The organism is Neisseria sicca VK64, assembly GCF_000260655.1.
GTDB lineage: Bacteria > Pseudomonadota > Gammaproteobacteria > Burkholderiales > Neisseriaceae > Neisseria > Neisseria sicca_B.
In genome coordinates this window covers 1-16261 of the sequence record NZ_AJMT01000179.1, presented here as the reverse complement: position 1 = coordinate 16261, position 16261 = coordinate 1, and the positions used below count along the sequence as shown (strand labels likewise).

Sequence of the window (16261 nt, the reverse complement as noted above, 5' to 3'; positions counted from 1 at the left end):
TATAGTAGATTAACTTTAAACCAGTACGGCGTTGCCTCGCCTTGGCTCAAAGAGAACGATTCTCTAAGGTGCTGAAGCACCAAGTGAATCGGTTCCGTACTATCTGTACTGTCTGCGGCTTCGTCGTCTTGTCCTGATTTAAAGTTAATCCACTATACATACGGCAGGAATCGAATCCATCAAAAAGGTCGTCTGAAAAACAAAATGTTCAGACGACCTTTTTGTCTGCTCCGTTTTCAACATTCCACAACGCGGACGGATACGGGGACGGCTTTTTTCTGGAGGGTGATGGCGAGTCCGGCAAGCGAGGTTTCTTTGTAGGTGGACTTCATGTCGCGCCCGGTTTGCAACATGGTTTGGATGACTTCGTCGAGCGAGACTTTTTTGTCCGTGCCGTCTTCCAACAGGGCGAGGGTGCCGAGTTTGAGGGCTTTTTCAGCGGCGATGCCGTTGCGTTCGATGCAGGGAATTTGCACCAATCCACCGACGGGGTCGCAGGTCAGACCCAAATGGTGTTCCATCGCCATTTCAGCGGCGTTTTCCACTTGTTTGGGCGTGCCGCCGATGACTTCGGCGTATGCGCCCGCCGCCATGGAGCAGGCGACGCCGACTTCGCCTTGGCAGCCGACGTCCGCGCCAGAGATGGAGGCGTTGGTTTTGTAGAGGATGCCGATGGCGCCTGCGGTGAGCAGGAAGTTTTCGACGCGCTCTTGTGTGGCGTGCGGGTTGAACTTGCGGAAGTAGTGCAGGACGGCCGGGATGATGCCGGCTGCGCCGTTGGTCGGGGCGGTAACGACGCGTCCGCCGGCGGCGTTTTCTTCGTTGACCGCCATGGCGTAAACCATAGGCCAAAGTTGGGTGTTGACGATTTCGGTTTCGCGCAGGGCTTTGAGTTTGGCGGCGAGCTGCGGGGCGCGGCGGCGGACGTTCAAGCCGCCGGGCAGTTCGCCGTCTGCCGCCAGCCCGCGTTTGATGCAGCCTTCCATAACGTCGGCAACGCCGGCGACGCGGCGGCGGATTTCGGCTTCGCTGCAACCGGCAAGCGCGGCTTCGTTTGCCAACACGGCTTCGGAAATATCGAGCTGGTTCATGCGGCATTGGGCGAGCAATTCGGCGCAGCTGGTGTAAGGGTAGGGGACCGGGCGCGTTTGTTCGGCTTGTTGGTCAAACTCTTGATCGGTAACGATAAAGCCGCCGCCGACGGAGTAGTAAATTTGTTCTTTGAGTTTGCCGCCGTCTTTGCCGTAGGCGGTGAAATTCAGTCCGTTCGGGTGTTTGGGCAACACTTGGTCGCCGCGTATATTCAGGTCGCTGTCGGGGTTGAAGCTGATTTCGCGTCCGTTGAGGCGGAGGATGTGTTGCGTGCGGATGCGTTCGAGACGGTCGGGGATGTCGGCGAGGGGGATGTCGTGCGGCAGGCTGCCTTCCAAGCCGAGCAGGAGGGCGTCGAATGTGCCGTGTCCGCGTCCTGTCAGCGCCAGCGAGCCGTAAATGTCGATGACGATGCGTTCGGTTTGCGCGTCCAGCCCTGATTGTTTGAGGTCGTCTGAAAAGGCGGCGGCGGCTTTCATGGGGCCGACGGTGTGGGAGCTGGAAGGGCCGATGCCGATTTTGAAAATGTCGAAAATGCTGATCATGATGTGTTTTCCCTCAATGTTGGCTGTTTGTGTGGCGGGATGCGGATGTTGTCTGTTTGTCGGGTGGTTTGATGTGTCGCGTGGGTTAAGGCTTGTTTTCACGCGTCTGAAAGTCTGCGTATTTTAGCCTTTTTTGTCGGACGGATGATGCGCGGGCTGCCGTCGCAAAAGTATACGGCATTATCCTGCTTTGCAGGGCGGGCAGATAGTGGGGCGGATGGTTTGTGACGGATTGGCATGATTTGCCGCGCGTAGCCATCATGGATTGGGTCGACTGAAATCTTGTTTGGGCTTGAAACGGGCGAAACGGGGTTTCAGACGACCTTGATGTATCGGCGTATCGCACGCTTTAGCCTAATGCAAACAATTCGCGGCCGTGGGCTTTCAGCCATGTTTCGGCGGCTTGGGTGTGCGGGGTGAGGCGGTTGACGGTTGCCCAAAACTGCGGACTGTGGTCGGGGTGGGGCAGGTGGCAGAGTTCGTGGATGCAGATGTAGTCTGCGACGTAATCGGGTGCGCCGATGAGCCGCCAGTTGAGGCGGATGCCGGTGGTGTGGCGGCAGACACCCCAGAAGGTTTTGGCGTTGGAGAGGGCGGTCGCGGCGGGAATGAGGGCGGTGGCGCGGGCGTGGTGTTCGAGGCGCGGCAGCAGGTATTCGCGGGCGCGTTCGTGCAGGAAGCGGCGCAGGTGGGTCAGTTGGGCGGCGGGTTCTTTGTCGGGCAGCAGGATTTCAGACGGCCTGATTTGGATGTGGCTGCCGTTGTGGACGGACAGGGTCGTCTGAACGCCTTGATACCAAATCCATTCGGGGAGGGTGTCGGCGGATGCGGCGGCGGTCGGGGCCTGGGCGAGGGTGCGGCGCAGCAGGGGTTCGTTGTCGGTCAGCCATTGGGCGAGGGTGCGATGGCTGACAAACGGGGGAACGTTGATGCTGACGGTGTCGCGGGATACGGGGCGCAGGATGAGGTTTTTCTTGGCGCTGCGTTTGAGCCGGATTCGGATGGACTGGCCGTCTGAAAGGGTGTGGGCGTAGTGGCGGGACATGGATTGGGTCGGTGTCGGGGCGAATCTGCGTTTTCAGACGACCTTTGCGACGGCAAACGGTCCTTTTCCTTCAATCAGGGGTTGTTGCGCTTCAATCCGTTTTTCGCATTCCGCCATCAATTCGGCTTCCGTACCGCTGTTGTGGGGGATGACGGGGTTGATGACGACGGTGATGGTGCCGGGGTGTTTGAGGAAGGAATTTTTCGGCCAGAATTCGCCGCTGTTGAGGGAGACGGGGACGATGTCCATTTCAAACATTTTCGCCATGCGCGCGCCGCCGAGTTTGTAGCGGCCTTTTTCGCCGGGCGGCAGGCGTGTGCCTTCGGGGAAAATGGTAATCCAGTAGCCTTCGTTTTTGCGCGCCATGCCTTGTTCCATCAGTTGTTTGCTGGCTTCGCGGCTGTTGCTGCGGTCTATGCCTATGGTTTTGACGAGTTTCAGGCCCCAGCCGAAAAAGGGGATTTTGAACAATTCGCGTTTGGCGACGTAAACCTGCGGCGGGAAGATTTCTTGCAGGGCGAGGGTTTCCCAGCCGCTTTGGTGTTTGGCGCAGATGATGGAGGGGCGGTCGGGGATATTTTCGGCGCCGATGAGGCGGTATTTGAGCCCGATGATGTGTTTGAGCGACCAGTTGAGGATGCGTACCCAGATTTGCGCCATTTTGTGCGCGCCGCCTTGGACGGGCAGGGCGAGGAGCATGAAGGGGAAAAGTAAAATCAGGCTGGTGCTGAGGATGAACCAGTAGGTCAGGTTGCGGATGAGGAGCATGTTTCTACCTGTCGGATGGGTCGTCTGAAATCTTGTTTGGGCTTGAAATGGGGCGAAACAGGGTTTCAGACGACCTCGTGTATTTACGGGTTTGCCTGTCCGTCTGCACGGTCTTGCGCGGCTTCGTGCATGATGTATTGGGAGAAGGCGAGCAGGCTGTCGAAGATTTGGGTGTTTTCGGGTAATTCTTTTTCCTGTTGCGACAGGGTTTTCTTGCCTTTGCCGGTCATGACGAGCGCGGTTTTGCCGCCGGCCTCGTGCATGGCTTGCAGGTCGCGCAGGCTGTCGCCGACCAGCCAGGTTTCGGCGGGGTCGGCTTTGAAGCGTTCGAGGATGTCGTAAATCATGCCGGGCTTGGGTTTGCGGCAGTCGCAGTTGTCGGCGGCGGTGTGCGGGCAAAACCAGATGCCGTCGATTTCGCCGCCCGCCTGACGGACGAGGCGGTGCATTTTGGCGTGCATTTCGGTCAGGTCTTGGACGGTAAAGTATTTGCGGCCGATGCCGGATTGGTTGGTGGCGACGGCGATGTTGTAGCCTGCCTGCGTCAGGAAGGCGATGGCGTCCATGCTGCCTTCTATGGGTATCCATTCGTCTACGGATTTGACGAAGTCGTCGCGGTCTTGGTTGATGACGCCGTCGCGGTCGAGGATGATGAGTTTCACGGTTGCTCTCCGACTGTGGATGCCAAATGGTTTTTCCATTGCTCAAATGCTGCCTGAAAGACGGGTTTGAGGCGTTTGTAGATTTCGGGGGTGTTGGGGACGTGGTAGAAGCCGCCGAGCGACGGGGTGTCGAGGGTGCGGACGTAGTCTTCTAAAAATGCACCGTAGCCGTCTTCTTCATTGTCGTAGTAATAGGAGGTGAATTTCTGCCCTTGTTCGGTGAAGTCGTCGGGCGTGAGCGCGCCGTCCATGTGTTTGAGCAGGAAGCGGCGGCCGCTGGTTCTGCCTTTGAGCATATTGGCGAAATCTTCCGCGCTTTCGGGGGCGGTTTGCCAAACGGGATTCGCCAGCCCTGCCTGCGCCGCCCATATCCAGTACATGCCGATATGCGTGGCGGCGTTTTCGGACGGCAGGCCTTCGGGATATTCTTCGTCTAGGTGGAAGCGGATGTTGTCGTACATGGACGGTCGTGTGCTGTGATTCGGAGGGTGTTTATTGTAACGGAAAACGGGAGAGGTCGTCTGAAATCTGTTTTCAGACGACCTCCGGGGTGTCGAATTTGCTTGTCAGCCTTTGAACACGGGGACGAGTTCGAGTTTGTTGAACACCCATGCTAGGACGTTGAGGAAGCCGAATAGGTTGACCCAGTAAATCAGCCATGCGCCGCCGTAAACGGTGTAGTTTTTGCCTTTGCCGAATTTTTGGCGCGAGCGCAGCAGCAATAAGGACGGGAGGGAACAGGTCCATACGGTGGCGACGAGTCCGACGTAGCCGATGGCGGTAACGAAGCCGGTGGGGAAGAGCAGGCAGGAAACCAGGGGCGGCAGGAAGGTAACGGCTGCGGTTTTGGTACGCCCTGCGAAGCCGTCGTCCCATTTGAAGATGTCGGCGATGTAGTCAAACAGGCCGAGCGTTACGCCCAGAAAGGACGTAGCAATCGCCATATAGGAGAAGAAAGACAGTATGGCCGCCATGCTGCCGGTCTGAACGAATTTCGACAGGGTTTCGATGAGGACGGATACCTGGCCGTCGGCGGCGATGACGGGGGCGAACTCGTTGCGCGGCAGGTTGCCTTGGATGGCGATTTGCCACAGGACGTAAATCACAAGTGCAATCAGCGTTCCTGCCCAGAGGGATTTGGCCACTTTGGGCGCGTCGCCTTTGAAGTATTTGAGCAGGCTGGAGACGTTGCCGTGGAAGCCGAAGGAGGCGAGGCAGACGGGCAGGGCGGCGGAGATGTAAATCCAGTACGGCGTACCGGACGGGGCTTGGGTGTCGAACAAGACGGGCAGTTTGGCTTCGGCAATCAGGCCGCCGGTCGCCCAGATGAAAGTCAGCACCATGCCGCCGATGAGGATGGAGGTGAAACGGTCCACCAGGCGGGCGGATGCCCACACGCAGGTGGCGAAAATCAGGAAGAAGGAGAGTTGTCCGACGGTCAGAGGGATTTTTATACCGAACGTGCTGCCCAGTCCTTTGGCGGTCAAGTCGCCGCCGACGAAGATGTAGGCGTAGGTGAGCAGGTATAGGACGAAGGCGACGGAGAGACCGTTGAAGACGTTCCAGCCTTGTCCGAGTAGGTCTTTGACCATGGTGTCGAAGCTGGCGCCGTGCGGATAGTGGGTGTTGACTTCAAGGATCATCAGACCGCTGGAAAGCATGGAAAACCAAGTGTAGAGCAACACAATCAGCGAGCCTGTGAACCAGACGCCGGAGGTGGCGGTCGGGTTGGCAAGCATGCCTGCGCCGATGACTGTACCGGCGATAATCATGGCGCCGCCGAATAGCGACGGGGTTTTGACGGACATGAAATTCTCCTCGGAAAAACAGTCCGCCATTATGCCGTAAAGTGTAAGGATTGGTAAGGAGGTCGTCTGAAAATTGCGGGGAAATGGCAGACAGCAGGGGTTTTTCGAGCGGGGTGGCAGCGTGTGGATGAGAGCGGTTTAATTTTTTGAAAGATAGGGAGAAACGGCGGTTTCTCCTTTTTTGTTTGATTGGGTTGAAAAAGGGTTTTTAGACGACCTTTTGCCTGAAAATGCCGAATTTACATATTTATACGGCATTTTATGGCTAATTTTTCTCTAATTTTGCCTTCCTAGAATGCGCAACCCTTACAGAGGCCGCATCCGAAACAGGGTGCGATAACAAAAAAACAGACGACACATCAAGCAGAAAGGAAGCCGCATGAGCCAATCATACGAAGTCATTTTTGAGAACAACCGCAAATGGCAGGAAACGAAGAGGCAGCAATGCCCCGATTACTTCAAAGACCTCGCCGACGGGCAAAATCCCGAATACCTCTACATCGGCTGCTCCGACAGCCGCGTCGCGGCGGAAGAGCTGATGGGGTTTGAGCCGGGCGATGTGTTCGTGCACCGCAACGTCGCCAACCTTGTGCACGGTTTGGACATGAATGCCGCTTCCGCCATCGAATACGCCGTGTCGCACCTGAAAGTCAAACACATCATCATCTGCGGCCACTACAACTGCGGCGGCATCAAAGCGGCGATGCTGCCCGAAGATTTTGGCACGATGAATCCGTGGTTGAGCAATATCCGCGACGTGTACCGCCTGCATCAGGAAGAACTGGACGCAATCGAAGACGAACACCTGCGCTACGACCGCCTGGTCGAATTGAACGTGCAGGAGCAGTGCCTCAACGTCATCAAAATGGCGTGCGTGCAGGAGCGTTACCTGCTCGACGGCTACCCGATCGTGCACGGCTGGGTCTTCGACCTGCGTACCGGCCGCCTCATCGATTTGAACATCGACTTCAAAAACATCCTCGCCGACATTCAAAAAATCTACGACCTTACCGATTCCGAATGGGTGGTCAACGCGCGCAAGAAAGCGGGTTGACGGCTCGGAGGTCGTCTGAAAATATCGCTTGGAAAATTGCCTCCCTTCCCGCGCAGGCGGAAATCCGTTCGGACGATAAACAATATTTGTGAAACTCGATAAACCGTCTCCCAAAGGTGGATTCCCGCCTGCGCGGGAAGGACGGCGGGTGCATTTGTCTGGCGGTTGAAAAATAAGTTTATCCGCTATGTCCGATTTTTTCAGACGGCCTTTCCCTCCCGAAACCCTGCTTCATCCATATAAAAAACACACACACAAACACACACACACATCAGGAGTACCCCTCACCATGAAACCCCAGCAGAAAAAACAGCCTTTGGGCAGCCTGTTTAAGTCCAATTTCGCTTCCGGACTGGTCGTCTTCCTCGTCGCCCTGCCGTTGTGCCTCGGCATCGCGCTTGCTTCAGGCGCGCCGCCGTTGTCCGGCGTGTTGGCGGGCATCGTCGGCGGCATCGTCATCGGTTCCCTCAGCACCTCGCACATCAGCGTGTCCGGCCCCGCCGCAGGCTTGGCAGCGATTATCCTTGCCGCGATTACCGAACTCGGTTCGTTCGAGCTGTTTCTGTGCGCGGGCTTAATCGCCGGCGCCATCCAGCTTTTGCTCGGCTTCATCCGCGCCGGCAGCCTTGCCGAATACATCCCCGTGTCCGTTATCGAAGGCATGTTGGCGGGCATCGGCGTGATTATCATCATGAAACAGATTCCGTTCGCCTTGGGCAGCAACGGCAGCCTCGCCGACCCTGCCGCCCTGTTCGCCGACATCCACGCAGGTTCTCTTTTGGTAGCAGGCGTGTCGATGGCGATCCTAATCGTATGGGACAAAATCCCCGCGTTGAAAAACATCAAAGCCCTGCCCGCAGCGCTGGTTGCCGTGGGCGCGGGGATACTGATGAACCAATGGTTTGTCGCCAGCGGCAGCAGCCTTGCCATTCCCGCCGGACAACTCGTCCAACTGCCCGTCCCCGATACATGGCGCGAAGCCGCAGCTATGCTCACGCTGCCCAACTTTTCAGGTTTCGGCAACAGCTATGTCTGGATGACCGGCATCACCATCGCCATCGTCGCCTCGATTGAAACCCTGCTCTGCATCGAAGCCGCCGACCGCCTCGACACCCACCGCCGCATCACCGACACCAACCGCGAATTGCGCGCGCAGGGCGCAGGCAACATCGTCAGCTCGCTTATCGGCGGTCTGCCCATCACCTCCGTCGTCGTGCGCTCGTCCGCCAACGCCAATGCAGGCGCGACGCACAAACTGTCTGCCGTTATCCACGGCGTCCTGTTGCTGGTGTGCGTTTTGGCGATTCCCTTTATCCTGAACATGATACCCCTGTCCACCCTCGCCGCCGTCTTGCTGCTGGTGGGCTACAAACTGGCGAAACCCACCACCCTCCTGCATTTCTGGCATAAAGGGCTGTACCAGTTCATCTCCTTCGCCGCCACCCTCGCCGCCGTCGTCGCGCTCGACCTGCTCAAAGGCGTCGGCATCGGGCTGGCCATCAGCATCATCTTCATCCTTCAGGGCAACATGAAACGTGCCTACTACCTCAGCCGCGAAGAACTCGCCGAAGCTGACGAAATCAGCTTGGAACTGGCGGAAGAAGTCTCGTTCCTGAACAAAGCCGCTATCAAGAAAACCCTGAAAAACATCCGCCCGGGTTCGAAAGTAACCATCAACGCCGAACGCTCGTCCTACATCGCCGGCGACGTATTGGAACTGATTGAAGACTTCGCCAACGTCTTTGCCAAGGAAAACGACATAGACGTCGTACTTAAAGGCTTCAAATCCGACTACGACCACGAAGGCCGCGACCACCACAGCCATGTGCGGGTGGGGCATAGCGCGAGTATTTAGAAGTCGGGTTGGAATGAGTAGGAAAAGAAAGAGGCCGTCTGAAAAAACCTGTTTGGGGATTTTCAGACGACCTCTTTAGCAGATGCAAATGGAAAATACCGGCTTCGTCATTCCCGCGCAGGCGGGAATCTAGGTTTTGGAAGCTATGGAAATCTTTAAAAATTGCAGCGGCCTTTTGGAGTCTGGATTCCCGCCTGCGCGGGAATGACGGCGGCTGATGAATCGGCTGTTTCGTCCGACAGAAAAGAAACATGACGAAATATCTAAAAAAAACAGCAGGATTCGCGGGCAAAGCCCACGCTACACCGTCGGGCAACGCCTAAAGTTGGAGAAAACCCATAGCGGAATTTTTTGTGTTGATTTGAGGGATAACAATCGTAGCGTGGGTTTTGCCCACGAGAATTCTCCCCCTCTCCCGTCCGGCGGGAGAGGGTTGGGGAGAGGGTGGCTCTTGCCCTTTATGCTGTATATCTGCAAGCCACCCCCATCCTAACCTTCCCCCGCTAGACGGGGGAAGGGATCAGGTTGCTGTACTGAAAGAGGTCGTCTGAAAAACCTATTAGTTTTCAGACGACCTTTTGTATTCGACTTAATCCATTATCGCTTCAATAGATGGATTCGGGGCAAAGCCCACGCTACCCGTCGAAGCCAAATTGGGAAACCTAGGGAGTTGTTGGTTGTTTGTGGGATAACCGTAGCGTGGGCTTTCCCACGATAATCTGCCCCCTCTCCCGTCTGCGGGAGAGGGTTGGTGAGAGGGTGGCTCTTGCCATTTATACCGTATATCCGCAAGCTACCCCTATCCTAACCTTCCCCCGCTAGACGGGGGAAGGAATAAGGTTGCTGTAACTGAAAAAAGGCCGTCTGAAAAACCTATTTCGAGCTTTTCAGACGACCTTTCATCTATATTTCAAACACTATCTAAATCAGCTTCTGCTGTTTCAACTCATTCTTCAGATACGCATAATAAACCGGTGCGACGATGATGCCGCCGACGCCGAAAATCCGTTCGAACACGACCATCGCCACCAGCAGTTCCCATGCGCTTGATTCGATTTCCGAACCGATGATTTTCGCATTCAGGAAGTATTCGAGCTTGTGGATGACGACCAGAAACACCAGCGAAGCGACCGCTACATATAAAGACGCGCCGAGGCTCAAGATGATAATGATGGTGTTGGAAATCAGGTTGCCTGCGACGGGAATCAGCCCGACGATGAAGGCGATGACCAACACGGTTAGTTTAAACGGCAACTCCACGCCGAAAAGCGGCAGGATTAGATAAAGGTACACGCCCGTCAGCACGGTATCGATCAGTGAGATTTTGACCTGTGCCAGAAACACGCGCTCGAAGCTGGTTTCGAAGTTCACAATCCGCCGCACCAGTTCTGCCTTGAAGGGCGGCATTTTGCGGCGGTTTTTGCGCATGTTGAGGCGGTGGAAACTGAGCATCGCGCCGATGATGATGCCGATAAGGATGTACACGAACGAGGTGAAGCTGTTTTTGCTGATGCGCGTCAGCGCGGCGCTGTATTCTTCAATCAATTTAACCGCATAGGCTTTGATTTCGGCGGTATTGTTGGGCAGCATGTTCAAAACCGACTGCGGCAGGCTGCTGCTGTTTTTCGTGTCTTCCAAAATCGCCGCCAGCTTGGTCAGCATCACGGGGATATGCCCGCCGTGAATCAGGTGGTAAATCCCCAAAGACATCAGGAGGATAACCGTCAATACGATGCCTATGGTCAGCGTGGTCGAAATCAGGTTGATATTGTGCGCGTTGAGCGATTTGTGCAGAAACGTATTGCGCGCGAGCGTACGGCGGCGCAGCCAAAGAATCAGGCCGTTGGTCTTGGTGATGAAGACGTAGGTCAGTATCACGGCGAGCAAAAGCGGCAAAAAGTGGAAATACAGCACCGCAAGCAGGGCAAGCCCCATCAGGATGTAGGATGCATTGCGGAATCGGGGGTGTTCGAAAATCATCGGATGTAATGCCATGAAATATATAAATTTAAACAATCAAGCTATGAGGTGCGATTAATAAAGCAGGACAAGGGGGTTAACCCTCCTTTTGAAACTTTATTTCAATTTCGCTCGAGCTGACTTCGGTTTACAAACAAACCGTTACAATAAAAACTCAATCGCACCAAGTGGTTATGCGGTTGTCTTTACGCAAATTGCCATTTGGCATTTGACGGAATGATTTTATCAGACAAATTTCCCGAAAGGATATTACACATGAAAACATTGTCTAAATTGACCTCCCTCGTTCTTGTTTCTGCCGGTTTGATCGCTGCTCCTGTGGCTATGGCCCAACCTGCTTCCGGCAAAGCCGCTAAAGCAGAACACGTTCACAAAAAAGCCAATAAAGCTAAAAAACAAGCCAACGACCTGAAAACCGACAAAGCTGCTGAAACTGCTGCACCGGAAGCCGAAGCTGCCAGCCCGCTGACCGGTCAAGGTAAAACTACTACCGAAACTGCACCTTCTGCCGCCCAAGAACAGGCTCCTGCTGCTAAATAAGTAGGATATAGTGGACTGAATTAAAAGAGGGATTTTGTTCCCCGCGCACCGTTTTGACGGTTGTCGTCCTTTTTGAATTTAGGCCATTAGAAATCTCGCAGGCTGATGTCTGCATATTGTGAAAAAGGTCGTCTGAAAAGATTTCAGACGACCTTTTTCATTTTTATCCGACAATGGCCGCAGATGCTTTTATAGTGGATTAAAATAAAAATGAGACAAGGCGGCAACGCCCGCCGTGTACGGGTAGTACATAAGGGCGTTGGCAACGCCGTATCATTGCAATTTTAATCCACTATAATCCGTTTCCTGCCATTGTTTCGCCTCTTCTATATCTTGTTCGATTTGACGCTTTAATGTTTCGATATTGCTGAATTTTTGTTCGTCACGCAGCTTGTGCAGGAAACGTACTTTCAAACGTTGCCCATAGAGATTGCCTTCAAAATCAAACAAATGGACTTCAAGTTTTTGCGAATTGTTGCTGCTGACGGTCGGGTTGAGTCCGAAGCTGGCAACGCCGCGCCGTGTGCCGAATGTACCGTCCGCTTCGATGACGAATACGCCGCGCAGGGGATAGCGGTGGGGCGGAAGTTGGATGTTGGCGGTAGGGGCGTTGATGGTTCTGCCGAGTTTTTTGCCGTGCTTGACTTTGCCGCTCAAAACGTAATCGTGGCCCAAAAGCTTTTTGGCGTACGCCAAGTTGCCGTCTGTCAAGGCTTCGCGCACGGCTGTGCTGCTGGTGCGGATGTCTTCGACGATGACGGAAGGCGTGCGTTCGGTTTGTATATCGCTTTGCTGTTTCAATAAGTCGAAACAGCCTTCGCGTCCGGCGCCGAAGCGGAAATCGTCGCCGATAAGCAGGTAGCGGGTGTGGAGTGTTTGACGCAACAGTTTGTCGATGAAATCCTGTGCGCTCATATCGGCAAATTCTTGGTTGAAACGCAGCACCCATACGGCGTCGATACAGCCGGTATCGCTCAACAAATCCAGCTTGGTACGCAAAGGGGCGATGCGGCATGGGGGCGTAAAGCCTGCTTTTAGGGAGAAGAATTCTTTGGGTTGCGGCTCGAAAATGACGACGATAACGGGAAGGTTGCGCGAATCGGCTTCGTTTTTGAGTTTTTGCAGGATGTGTTTGTGACCGAGGTGTACGCCGTCGAAATTACCGATAGTGACGGCCGCTCCTTGCGGAAAATCAGGTGCATTGTGCTGACCGAGTCGGATTTTCATGGGCGGTGTGTGCAAATAGTAGAATGGTCGCGTATTGTAAACGTTATTGGTGTTTCTATAAACAGGGCGGCGAGGCGGGGCGGGCGCATTACCATCTGCCGGTAAATGTTTTTTTCGGGTGCCAGAATTTCCATTTTGAAAACGGCGTGATGCGTAAAGTGCCACCGTTTTCACCGTCGGTACTGATAGACAGATTTTTCAGACGACCTTGCGAGACTGCCTGCCAAAGCGGGGCAAACCAGCGGGTTTCCCAGCTTTCTAAAATTTCTTGGTATGTCTGAATATCGCCTGTTTGCTCCGTAACAGCCAAGTCGTCCAGAAAAATGACGGGGTTGGCGGGATGAATACCCGATTCATCCACCGCATCCAGCCAAGCCTGAAAATCATAAGGTGCATCCAAGCGGGGGTCGTCTGAAAATTGCGCCCAAATGCTGTCGGAAGCGACGAAGTCCGCAGATCGCAGCCCCGTTAAATCCTGCCACAGCCAAAGCCCGTTGATTGTAGGAGTATCGTTTTGAGTGCGGACGGCGTTGAGCGGGTGTTGATGCAGCCACATTTGAATTTCAGTCTGCATTCCCAACCATTGTAAGGCGTCTTTTCCATCAGCTTGGTCCGCCGAACCGATTTGTCCGTAGATATCCAATACCGGCGCAATCCCCCAATCGCTTTCCGATGGCAAAGTAATCAGCCACAAATCGGGACGGACAGGCAGAAAATGCCAACCCTCTTTGCTGTAAAACTCAGACAGTTCCAAACATAATCGAGCGGCTTCTTCTTTCGTGATTTGCAGATGTTCACCGCTGACTACGCTGACTTGGTGCAATCCCATTTGCTGCCATATCGGGCTGGCAAACGCAGCCGCCTGATGCGGTGAAATCCCCATCAGCTCTTTGACTTGGGTCAACAAGCTTCCCTTCCATAAATACCGGCGATAAAAATCAGACGGCTTCATTTCTTGTTTATGTAATAACCCATATCGCAAGATTTGGTTAAAAGCAGGAAGCGGGAGAGGGGAAAGTGTCTCATCTTTTTGACGGTTGAGAGAGGGGAGGGCAAGCGTCAGATTCATGGCGGTGGTCAGAACGGAAAAAGCTTATTTTACGCGAGAAAATACAACATACTCAAAATAACCAATGTCATTATCAGGTCGGATGATGGATGGCGTTTTTGAGTTGGAAGTGTGCATATGTTATAATCAAGTTCTCGTAAATTTCAGAAAAAAGGGGTGTAAATCAAAAGAATAGCCCCGATAATCATGCTCGGTTCTGAGTAAATTTGATTGTTTATTTTATTCACTTGATATATATATTGTCTGGGAGAGACCGTAAACACGGTTGATAAGATAAACAATTAAACTCAATAATTTCAAATGACATAAGAAATGCGGTGGTAGAGTGATTATTACCGCATTGAAGGATAATGCGTGACTAAAACAACTCGATTTTCATTCATGCGCCGTTTCTGGTACAACAAACCCGTACGTTGGTCGTTGTTGGGCATCCTGCTGCCTGTGTCAGGAGTAATGACTGCCTATGCGGTCACTGAGCCGGTTTCCAATCCTCAAGGCATTGCGTTGGAGCGGATTTCAGAGGAATTGCCCGCCGTTTATGTTGAAACCAACAATTTCCAGTCCAGCTATTGGGCGCAGGAAGTTGTCCAGCAGGGTGATTCCCTTGCCGACGTTTTGGCGCGTATGGGTGTGGCGCAGACCGACATCAAACAGATCATGGCGAAAAACAGCGCAGATCAAAATATGCAGCATTTGCGTGCCAACCAATCCGTCAACATCCGTGTCGATTCATCAGGTCAGGTAACGGACGTACAATTCTTTACCGATGAAGAATTGGAACGAAACCTTGTCGCGTTGGAAAAAGTCAAAGGCAAATGGCAGCTGTCTACTTCTGAAGTAGATATGAAAGTCATGCCGACTTTGCGCTCTATCGTTGTACGGACTTCCGCACGCGGTGCGATGGCGCAGGCCGAAATACCTGTCGAAATCCGCGAGTCACTCAGCGAAATTTTCTCTGACGTACTGAGTTTGGAGGATTTGCAGGAAGGCGATGTCGTGCGTCTTCTGTACAACAATATGTATTTCCGCGGCCAACAAATGGGTACCGGCGATATTCTGGCGGCTGAAATCGTCAAAGGCGGAAAAACTTATCAGGCTTATTATTACAGCCAAGGCAAAGGCGACGAAGAGAGCGGCAGCTATTATGACCAAAACGGTAAATCGCTCCAGCAAAAAGAGGGATTCAATATCGAGCCGGTTGTCTATACCCGTATTTCATCGCCGTTTGGCTACCGGGTTCACCCCGTCTTGCATACCGTCCGTATGCATACCGGTATTGACTATGCCGCACCATCAGGCACGCCGATTAAAGCATCTGCCGACGGTGTGATTACCTTCAAAGGCTGGAAAGGCGGTTATGGCAATACCGTCATGATCAGACACTCTAATGGCGTCGAGACGCTTTATGGACACATGAGTGCATTTACGCCGGCGGAAGGTAATGTCCGGGCAGGTGAAGTGATTGGTTTCGTCGGTACAAGCGGACGCTCAACCGGCCCACACCTTCACTACGAAGCACGCGTGAACGGTCAGCCGGTCAATCCGACGACAGTTGCATTGCCGACTCCAAAACTGACGCCTACCAATATGGCAGCGTTCCGCCAACAGCAGAAAACTGCCAATACCATGCTTGCCGCAGTGCGCGGTTTGCCGGTATCGGTTGCACAGTTGGACTGATAGGATTGTCTGAACAAAGGTCGTCTGAAAAATTTCAGACGACCTTTTTGTTGATGTTCGGTGCGGTTGATACGGACTATTCGCATCAACATTTTTACAACTTGCTTTTCCACATTCTTGATATGCGGGCTGAGGATTGGGATAAACAAATGTATTCGATAACAAAATCCGCTATAATTCGTCCCCGTCACGTTTTAAGAAACAGCGTTCCCTGAAAACAACATTGAAGGGGCTCATTCTCGAAAACAATCGTTTTTTCATCAAACAGCTTGAATGAATGCTGCTTTTTATGGTATAAATCACGTTTTACTATTTTAGAAGTTTGGAGACTAACCATGGCACGAGTTTGCAAAGTGACCGGTAAGCGCCCGATGTCTGGCAACAACGTATCACACGCCAACAACAAAACCAAACGTCGTTTTTTGCCTAACTTGCAATCACGTCGTTTCTGGGTAGAGAGTGAAAACCGCTGGGTTCGCCTGCGCGTTTCTAACGCTGCATTGCGTACCATTGATAAAGTAGGCATTGACGTCGTATTGGCTGATTTGCGTGCTCGCGGCGAAGCTTAATTTAAACTGTTAATTAAGGATTACTGCAATGCGCGATAAAATCAAACTGGAGTCAAGTGCAGGTACTGGTCACTTCTACACCACTACCAAAAACAAACGCACTATGCCCGGCAAACTGGAAATCAAAAAATTTGACCCTGTTGCCCGCAAACACGTTATCTACAAAGAAACCAAATTGAAATAATCCGGTTTCTGAAAAACTAAAAAACCTCTGTCTGACAGAGGTTTTTTTCTTGGTTTCTTGTATTTGATTCAAGTATAGTAGATTAAATTTAAACCAGGACAAGGTGACGAAGCCGCAGACAGTACAGATAGTACGGAACCGATTCACTTGGTGCTTCAGCACCTTAGAGAATCGTTCTCTTTGAGC

At 53.2% G+C, this 16261-nt stretch carries 16 protein-coding genes; 7 read left to right on the top strand and 9 right to left on the bottom strand.

Annotated elements, in window-relative coordinates; translation table 11 throughout:
* Window positions 1–236: 236 nt before the first annotated feature.
* From HMPREF1051_RS10395 to HMPREF1051_RS10370, 6 genes are all read right to left on the bottom strand, one after another.
* The gene (locus HMPREF1051_RS10395; protein ID WP_003768281.1) at window positions 237–1637 is read right to left on the bottom strand and encodes an L-serine ammonia-lyase; all 1401 of its coding nucleotides are present in this window, start codon (window positions 1635–1637) and stop codon (window positions 237–239) included.
* A 349-nt stretch (window positions 1638–1986) separates the two neighbouring features.
* Entirely contained in the window at window positions 1987–2682 is a 696-nt protein-coding gene (locus HMPREF1051_RS10390) for a M48 family metallopeptidase (protein ID WP_003768283.1), read from the bottom strand.
* A gap of 33 nt (window positions 2683–2715) precedes the next feature.
* Window positions 2716–3450 (bottom strand): lysophospholipid acyltransferase family protein, encoded by a 735-nt coding sequence (locus tag HMPREF1051_RS10385; protein WP_003768292.1) that lies wholly within the window; start codon window positions 3448–3450, stop codon window positions 2716–2718.
* A gap of 83 nt (window positions 3451–3533) precedes the next feature.
* Complete coding sequence (gmhB, locus tag HMPREF1051_RS10380; RefSeq protein ID WP_003761702.1) at window positions 3534–4112, bottom strand: D-glycero-beta-D-manno-heptose 1,7-bisphosphate 7-phosphatase; 579 nt, start codon at window positions 4110–4112, stop codon at window positions 3534–3536.
* Window positions 4109–4573, bottom strand: coding sequence for a hypothetical protein (locus HMPREF1051_RS10375; protein ID WP_003768299.1), 465 nt, complete (start codon window positions 4571–4573; stop codon window positions 4109–4111). Before HMPREF1051_RS10375 ends, gmhB begins: the two co-directional genes overlap by 4 nt.
* Before the next feature lie 105 nt (window positions 4574–4678).
* Window positions 4679–5920 (bottom strand): aromatic amino acid transporter, encoded by a 1242-nt coding sequence (locus HMPREF1051_RS10370; RefSeq protein ID WP_003768287.1) that lies wholly within the window; start codon window positions 5918–5920, stop codon window positions 4679–4681.
* A gap of 379 nt (window positions 5921–6299) precedes the next feature.
* Here HMPREF1051_RS10370 and HMPREF1051_RS10365 point away from each other — a divergent pair, with 379 nt between their 5' ends.
* From HMPREF1051_RS10365 to HMPREF1051_RS10360, 3 genes are all read left to right on the top strand, one after another.
* Entirely contained in the window at window positions 6300–6974 is a 675-nt protein-coding gene (locus HMPREF1051_RS10365) for a carbonic anhydrase (RefSeq protein WP_003768295.1), read from the top strand.
* Window positions 6941–7066 carry a hypothetical protein gene (locus HMPREF1051_RS15490; protein ID WP_003768310.1) on the top strand — a complete coding sequence of 42 codons (126 nt, stop codon included), beginning with the start codon at window positions 6941–6943 and terminating at the stop codon, window positions 7064–7066. Before HMPREF1051_RS10365 ends, HMPREF1051_RS15490 begins: the two co-directional genes overlap by 34 nt.
* Window positions 7067–7263: 197 nt before the next feature.
* On the top strand, window positions 7264–8829 hold the full coding sequence (locus tag HMPREF1051_RS10360) for a SulP family inorganic anion transporter (protein ID WP_050901446.1): 1566 nt from the start codon (window positions 7264–7266) through the stop codon (window positions 8827–8829).
* A 921-nt stretch (window positions 8830–9750) separates the two neighbouring features.
* On the opposite strand, the gene HMPREF1051_RS10355 is transcribed toward HMPREF1051_RS10360, so the two are convergent.
* The gene (locus HMPREF1051_RS10355; RefSeq protein WP_003768297.1) at window positions 9751–10809 is read right to left on the bottom strand and encodes an AI-2E family transporter; all 1059 of its coding nucleotides are present in this window, start codon (window positions 10807–10809) and stop codon (window positions 9751–9753) included.
* A 255-nt stretch (window positions 10810–11064) separates the two neighbouring features.
* Here HMPREF1051_RS10355 and HMPREF1051_RS10350 point away from each other — a divergent pair, with 255 nt between their 5' ends.
* Window positions 11065–11349, top strand: coding sequence for a late embryogeneis abundant protein (locus HMPREF1051_RS10350; protein WP_231286312.1), 285 nt, complete (start codon window positions 11065–11067; stop codon window positions 11347–11349).
* A 273-nt stretch (window positions 11350–11622) separates the two neighbouring features.
* On the opposite strand, the gene ribF is transcribed toward HMPREF1051_RS10350, so the two are convergent.
* Window positions 11623–12576, bottom strand: a complete 954-nt coding sequence (gene ribF, locus HMPREF1051_RS10345; RefSeq protein ID WP_003768293.1) for a bifunctional riboflavin kinase/FAD synthetase — start codon at window positions 12574–12576, stop codon at window positions 11623–11625.
* 88 nt (window positions 12577–12664) lie between these two features.
* Window positions 12665–13645 carry a hypothetical protein gene (locus HMPREF1051_RS10340; RefSeq protein ID WP_036492970.1) on the bottom strand — a complete coding sequence of 327 codons (981 nt, stop codon included), beginning with the start codon at window positions 13643–13645 and terminating at the stop codon, window positions 12665–12667.
* A 354-nt stretch (window positions 13646–13999) separates the two neighbouring features.
* Between HMPREF1051_RS10340 and HMPREF1051_RS10335 the strand changes: the two genes are divergently transcribed.
* The 3 genes from HMPREF1051_RS10335 to rpmG all read left to right on the top strand — a co-directional run bounded on the left by HMPREF1051_RS10335 (window position 14000) and on the right by rpmG (window position 16075).
* On the top strand, window positions 14000–15322 hold the full coding sequence (locus HMPREF1051_RS10335; protein ID WP_003768289.1) for a M23 family metallopeptidase: 1323 nt from the start codon (window positions 14000–14002) through the stop codon (window positions 15320–15322).
* Window positions 15323–15657: 335 nt separating this feature from the next.
* Window positions 15658–15891 (top strand): 50S ribosomal protein L28, encoded by a 234-nt coding sequence (rpmB, locus tag HMPREF1051_RS10330; protein ID WP_002216391.1) that lies wholly within the window; start codon window positions 15658–15660, stop codon window positions 15889–15891.
* A gap of 28 nt (window positions 15892–15919) precedes the next feature.
* Window positions 15920–16075, top strand: a complete 156-nt coding sequence (gene rpmG, locus HMPREF1051_RS10325; protein ID WP_003684373.1) for a 50S ribosomal protein L33 — start codon at window positions 15920–15922, stop codon at window positions 16073–16075.
* The last annotated feature ends 186 nt before the right edge of the window (window positions 16076–16261 follow it).

What these genes read in the sequence shown, in the direction of transcription:
- HMPREF1051_RS10395 (WP_003768281.1), bottom strand. Translation starts at nt 1,637, where the DNA reads ATGATCAGCATTTTCGACATTTTCAAAATCGGCATCGGCCCTTCCAGC.
- HMPREF1051_RS10390 (WP_003768283.1), bottom strand. Translation starts at nt 2,682, where the DNA reads ATGTCCCGCCACTACGCCCACACCCTTTCAGACGGCCAGTCCATCCGA.
- HMPREF1051_RS10385 (WP_003768292.1), bottom strand. Translation starts at nt 3,450, where the DNA reads ATGCTCCTCATCCGCAACCTGACCTACTGGTTCATCCTCAGCACCAGC.
- HMPREF1051_RS10375 (WP_003768299.1), bottom strand. Translation starts at nt 4,573, where the DNA reads ATGTACGACAACATCCGCTTCCACCTAGACGAAGAATATCCCGAAGGC.
- HMPREF1051_RS10370 (WP_003768287.1), bottom strand. Translation starts at nt 5,920, where the DNA reads ATGTCCGTCAAAACCCCGTCGCTATTCGGCGGCGCCATGATTATCGCC.
- HMPREF1051_RS10365 (WP_003768295.1), top strand. Translation starts at nt 6,300, where the DNA reads ATGAGCCAATCATACGAAGTCATTTTTGAGAACAACCGCAAATGGCAG.
- HMPREF1051_RS15490 (WP_003768310.1), top strand. Translation starts at nt 6,941, where the DNA reads ATGGGTGGTCAACGCGCGCAAGAAAGCGGGTTGACGGCTCGGAGGTCG.
- HMPREF1051_RS10360 (WP_050901446.1), top strand. Translation starts at nt 7,264, where the DNA reads ATGAAACCCCAGCAGAAAAAACAGCCTTTGGGCAGCCTGTTTAAGTCC.
- HMPREF1051_RS10355 (WP_003768297.1), bottom strand. Translation starts at nt 10,809, where the DNA reads ATGATTTTCGAACACCCCCGATTCCGCAATGCATCCTACATCCTGATG.
- HMPREF1051_RS10350 (WP_231286312.1), top strand. Translation starts at nt 11,065, where the DNA reads ATGAAAACATTGTCTAAATTGACCTCCCTCGTTCTTGTTTCTGCCGGT.
- ribF (WP_003768293.1), bottom strand. Translation starts at nt 12,576, where the DNA reads ATGAAAATCCGACTCGGTCAGCACAATGCACCTGATTTTCCGCAAGGA.
- HMPREF1051_RS10340 (WP_036492970.1), bottom strand. Translation starts at nt 13,645, where the DNA reads ATGAATCTGACGCTTGCCCTCCCCTCTCTCAACCGTCAAAAAGATGAG.
- rpmB (WP_002216391.1), top strand. Translation starts at nt 15,658, where the DNA reads ATGGCACGAGTTTGCAAAGTGACCGGTAAGCGCCCGATGTCTGGCAAC.
- rpmG (WP_003684373.1), top strand. Translation starts at nt 15,920, where the DNA reads ATGCGCGATAAAATCAAACTGGAGTCAAGTGCAGGTACTGGTCACTTC.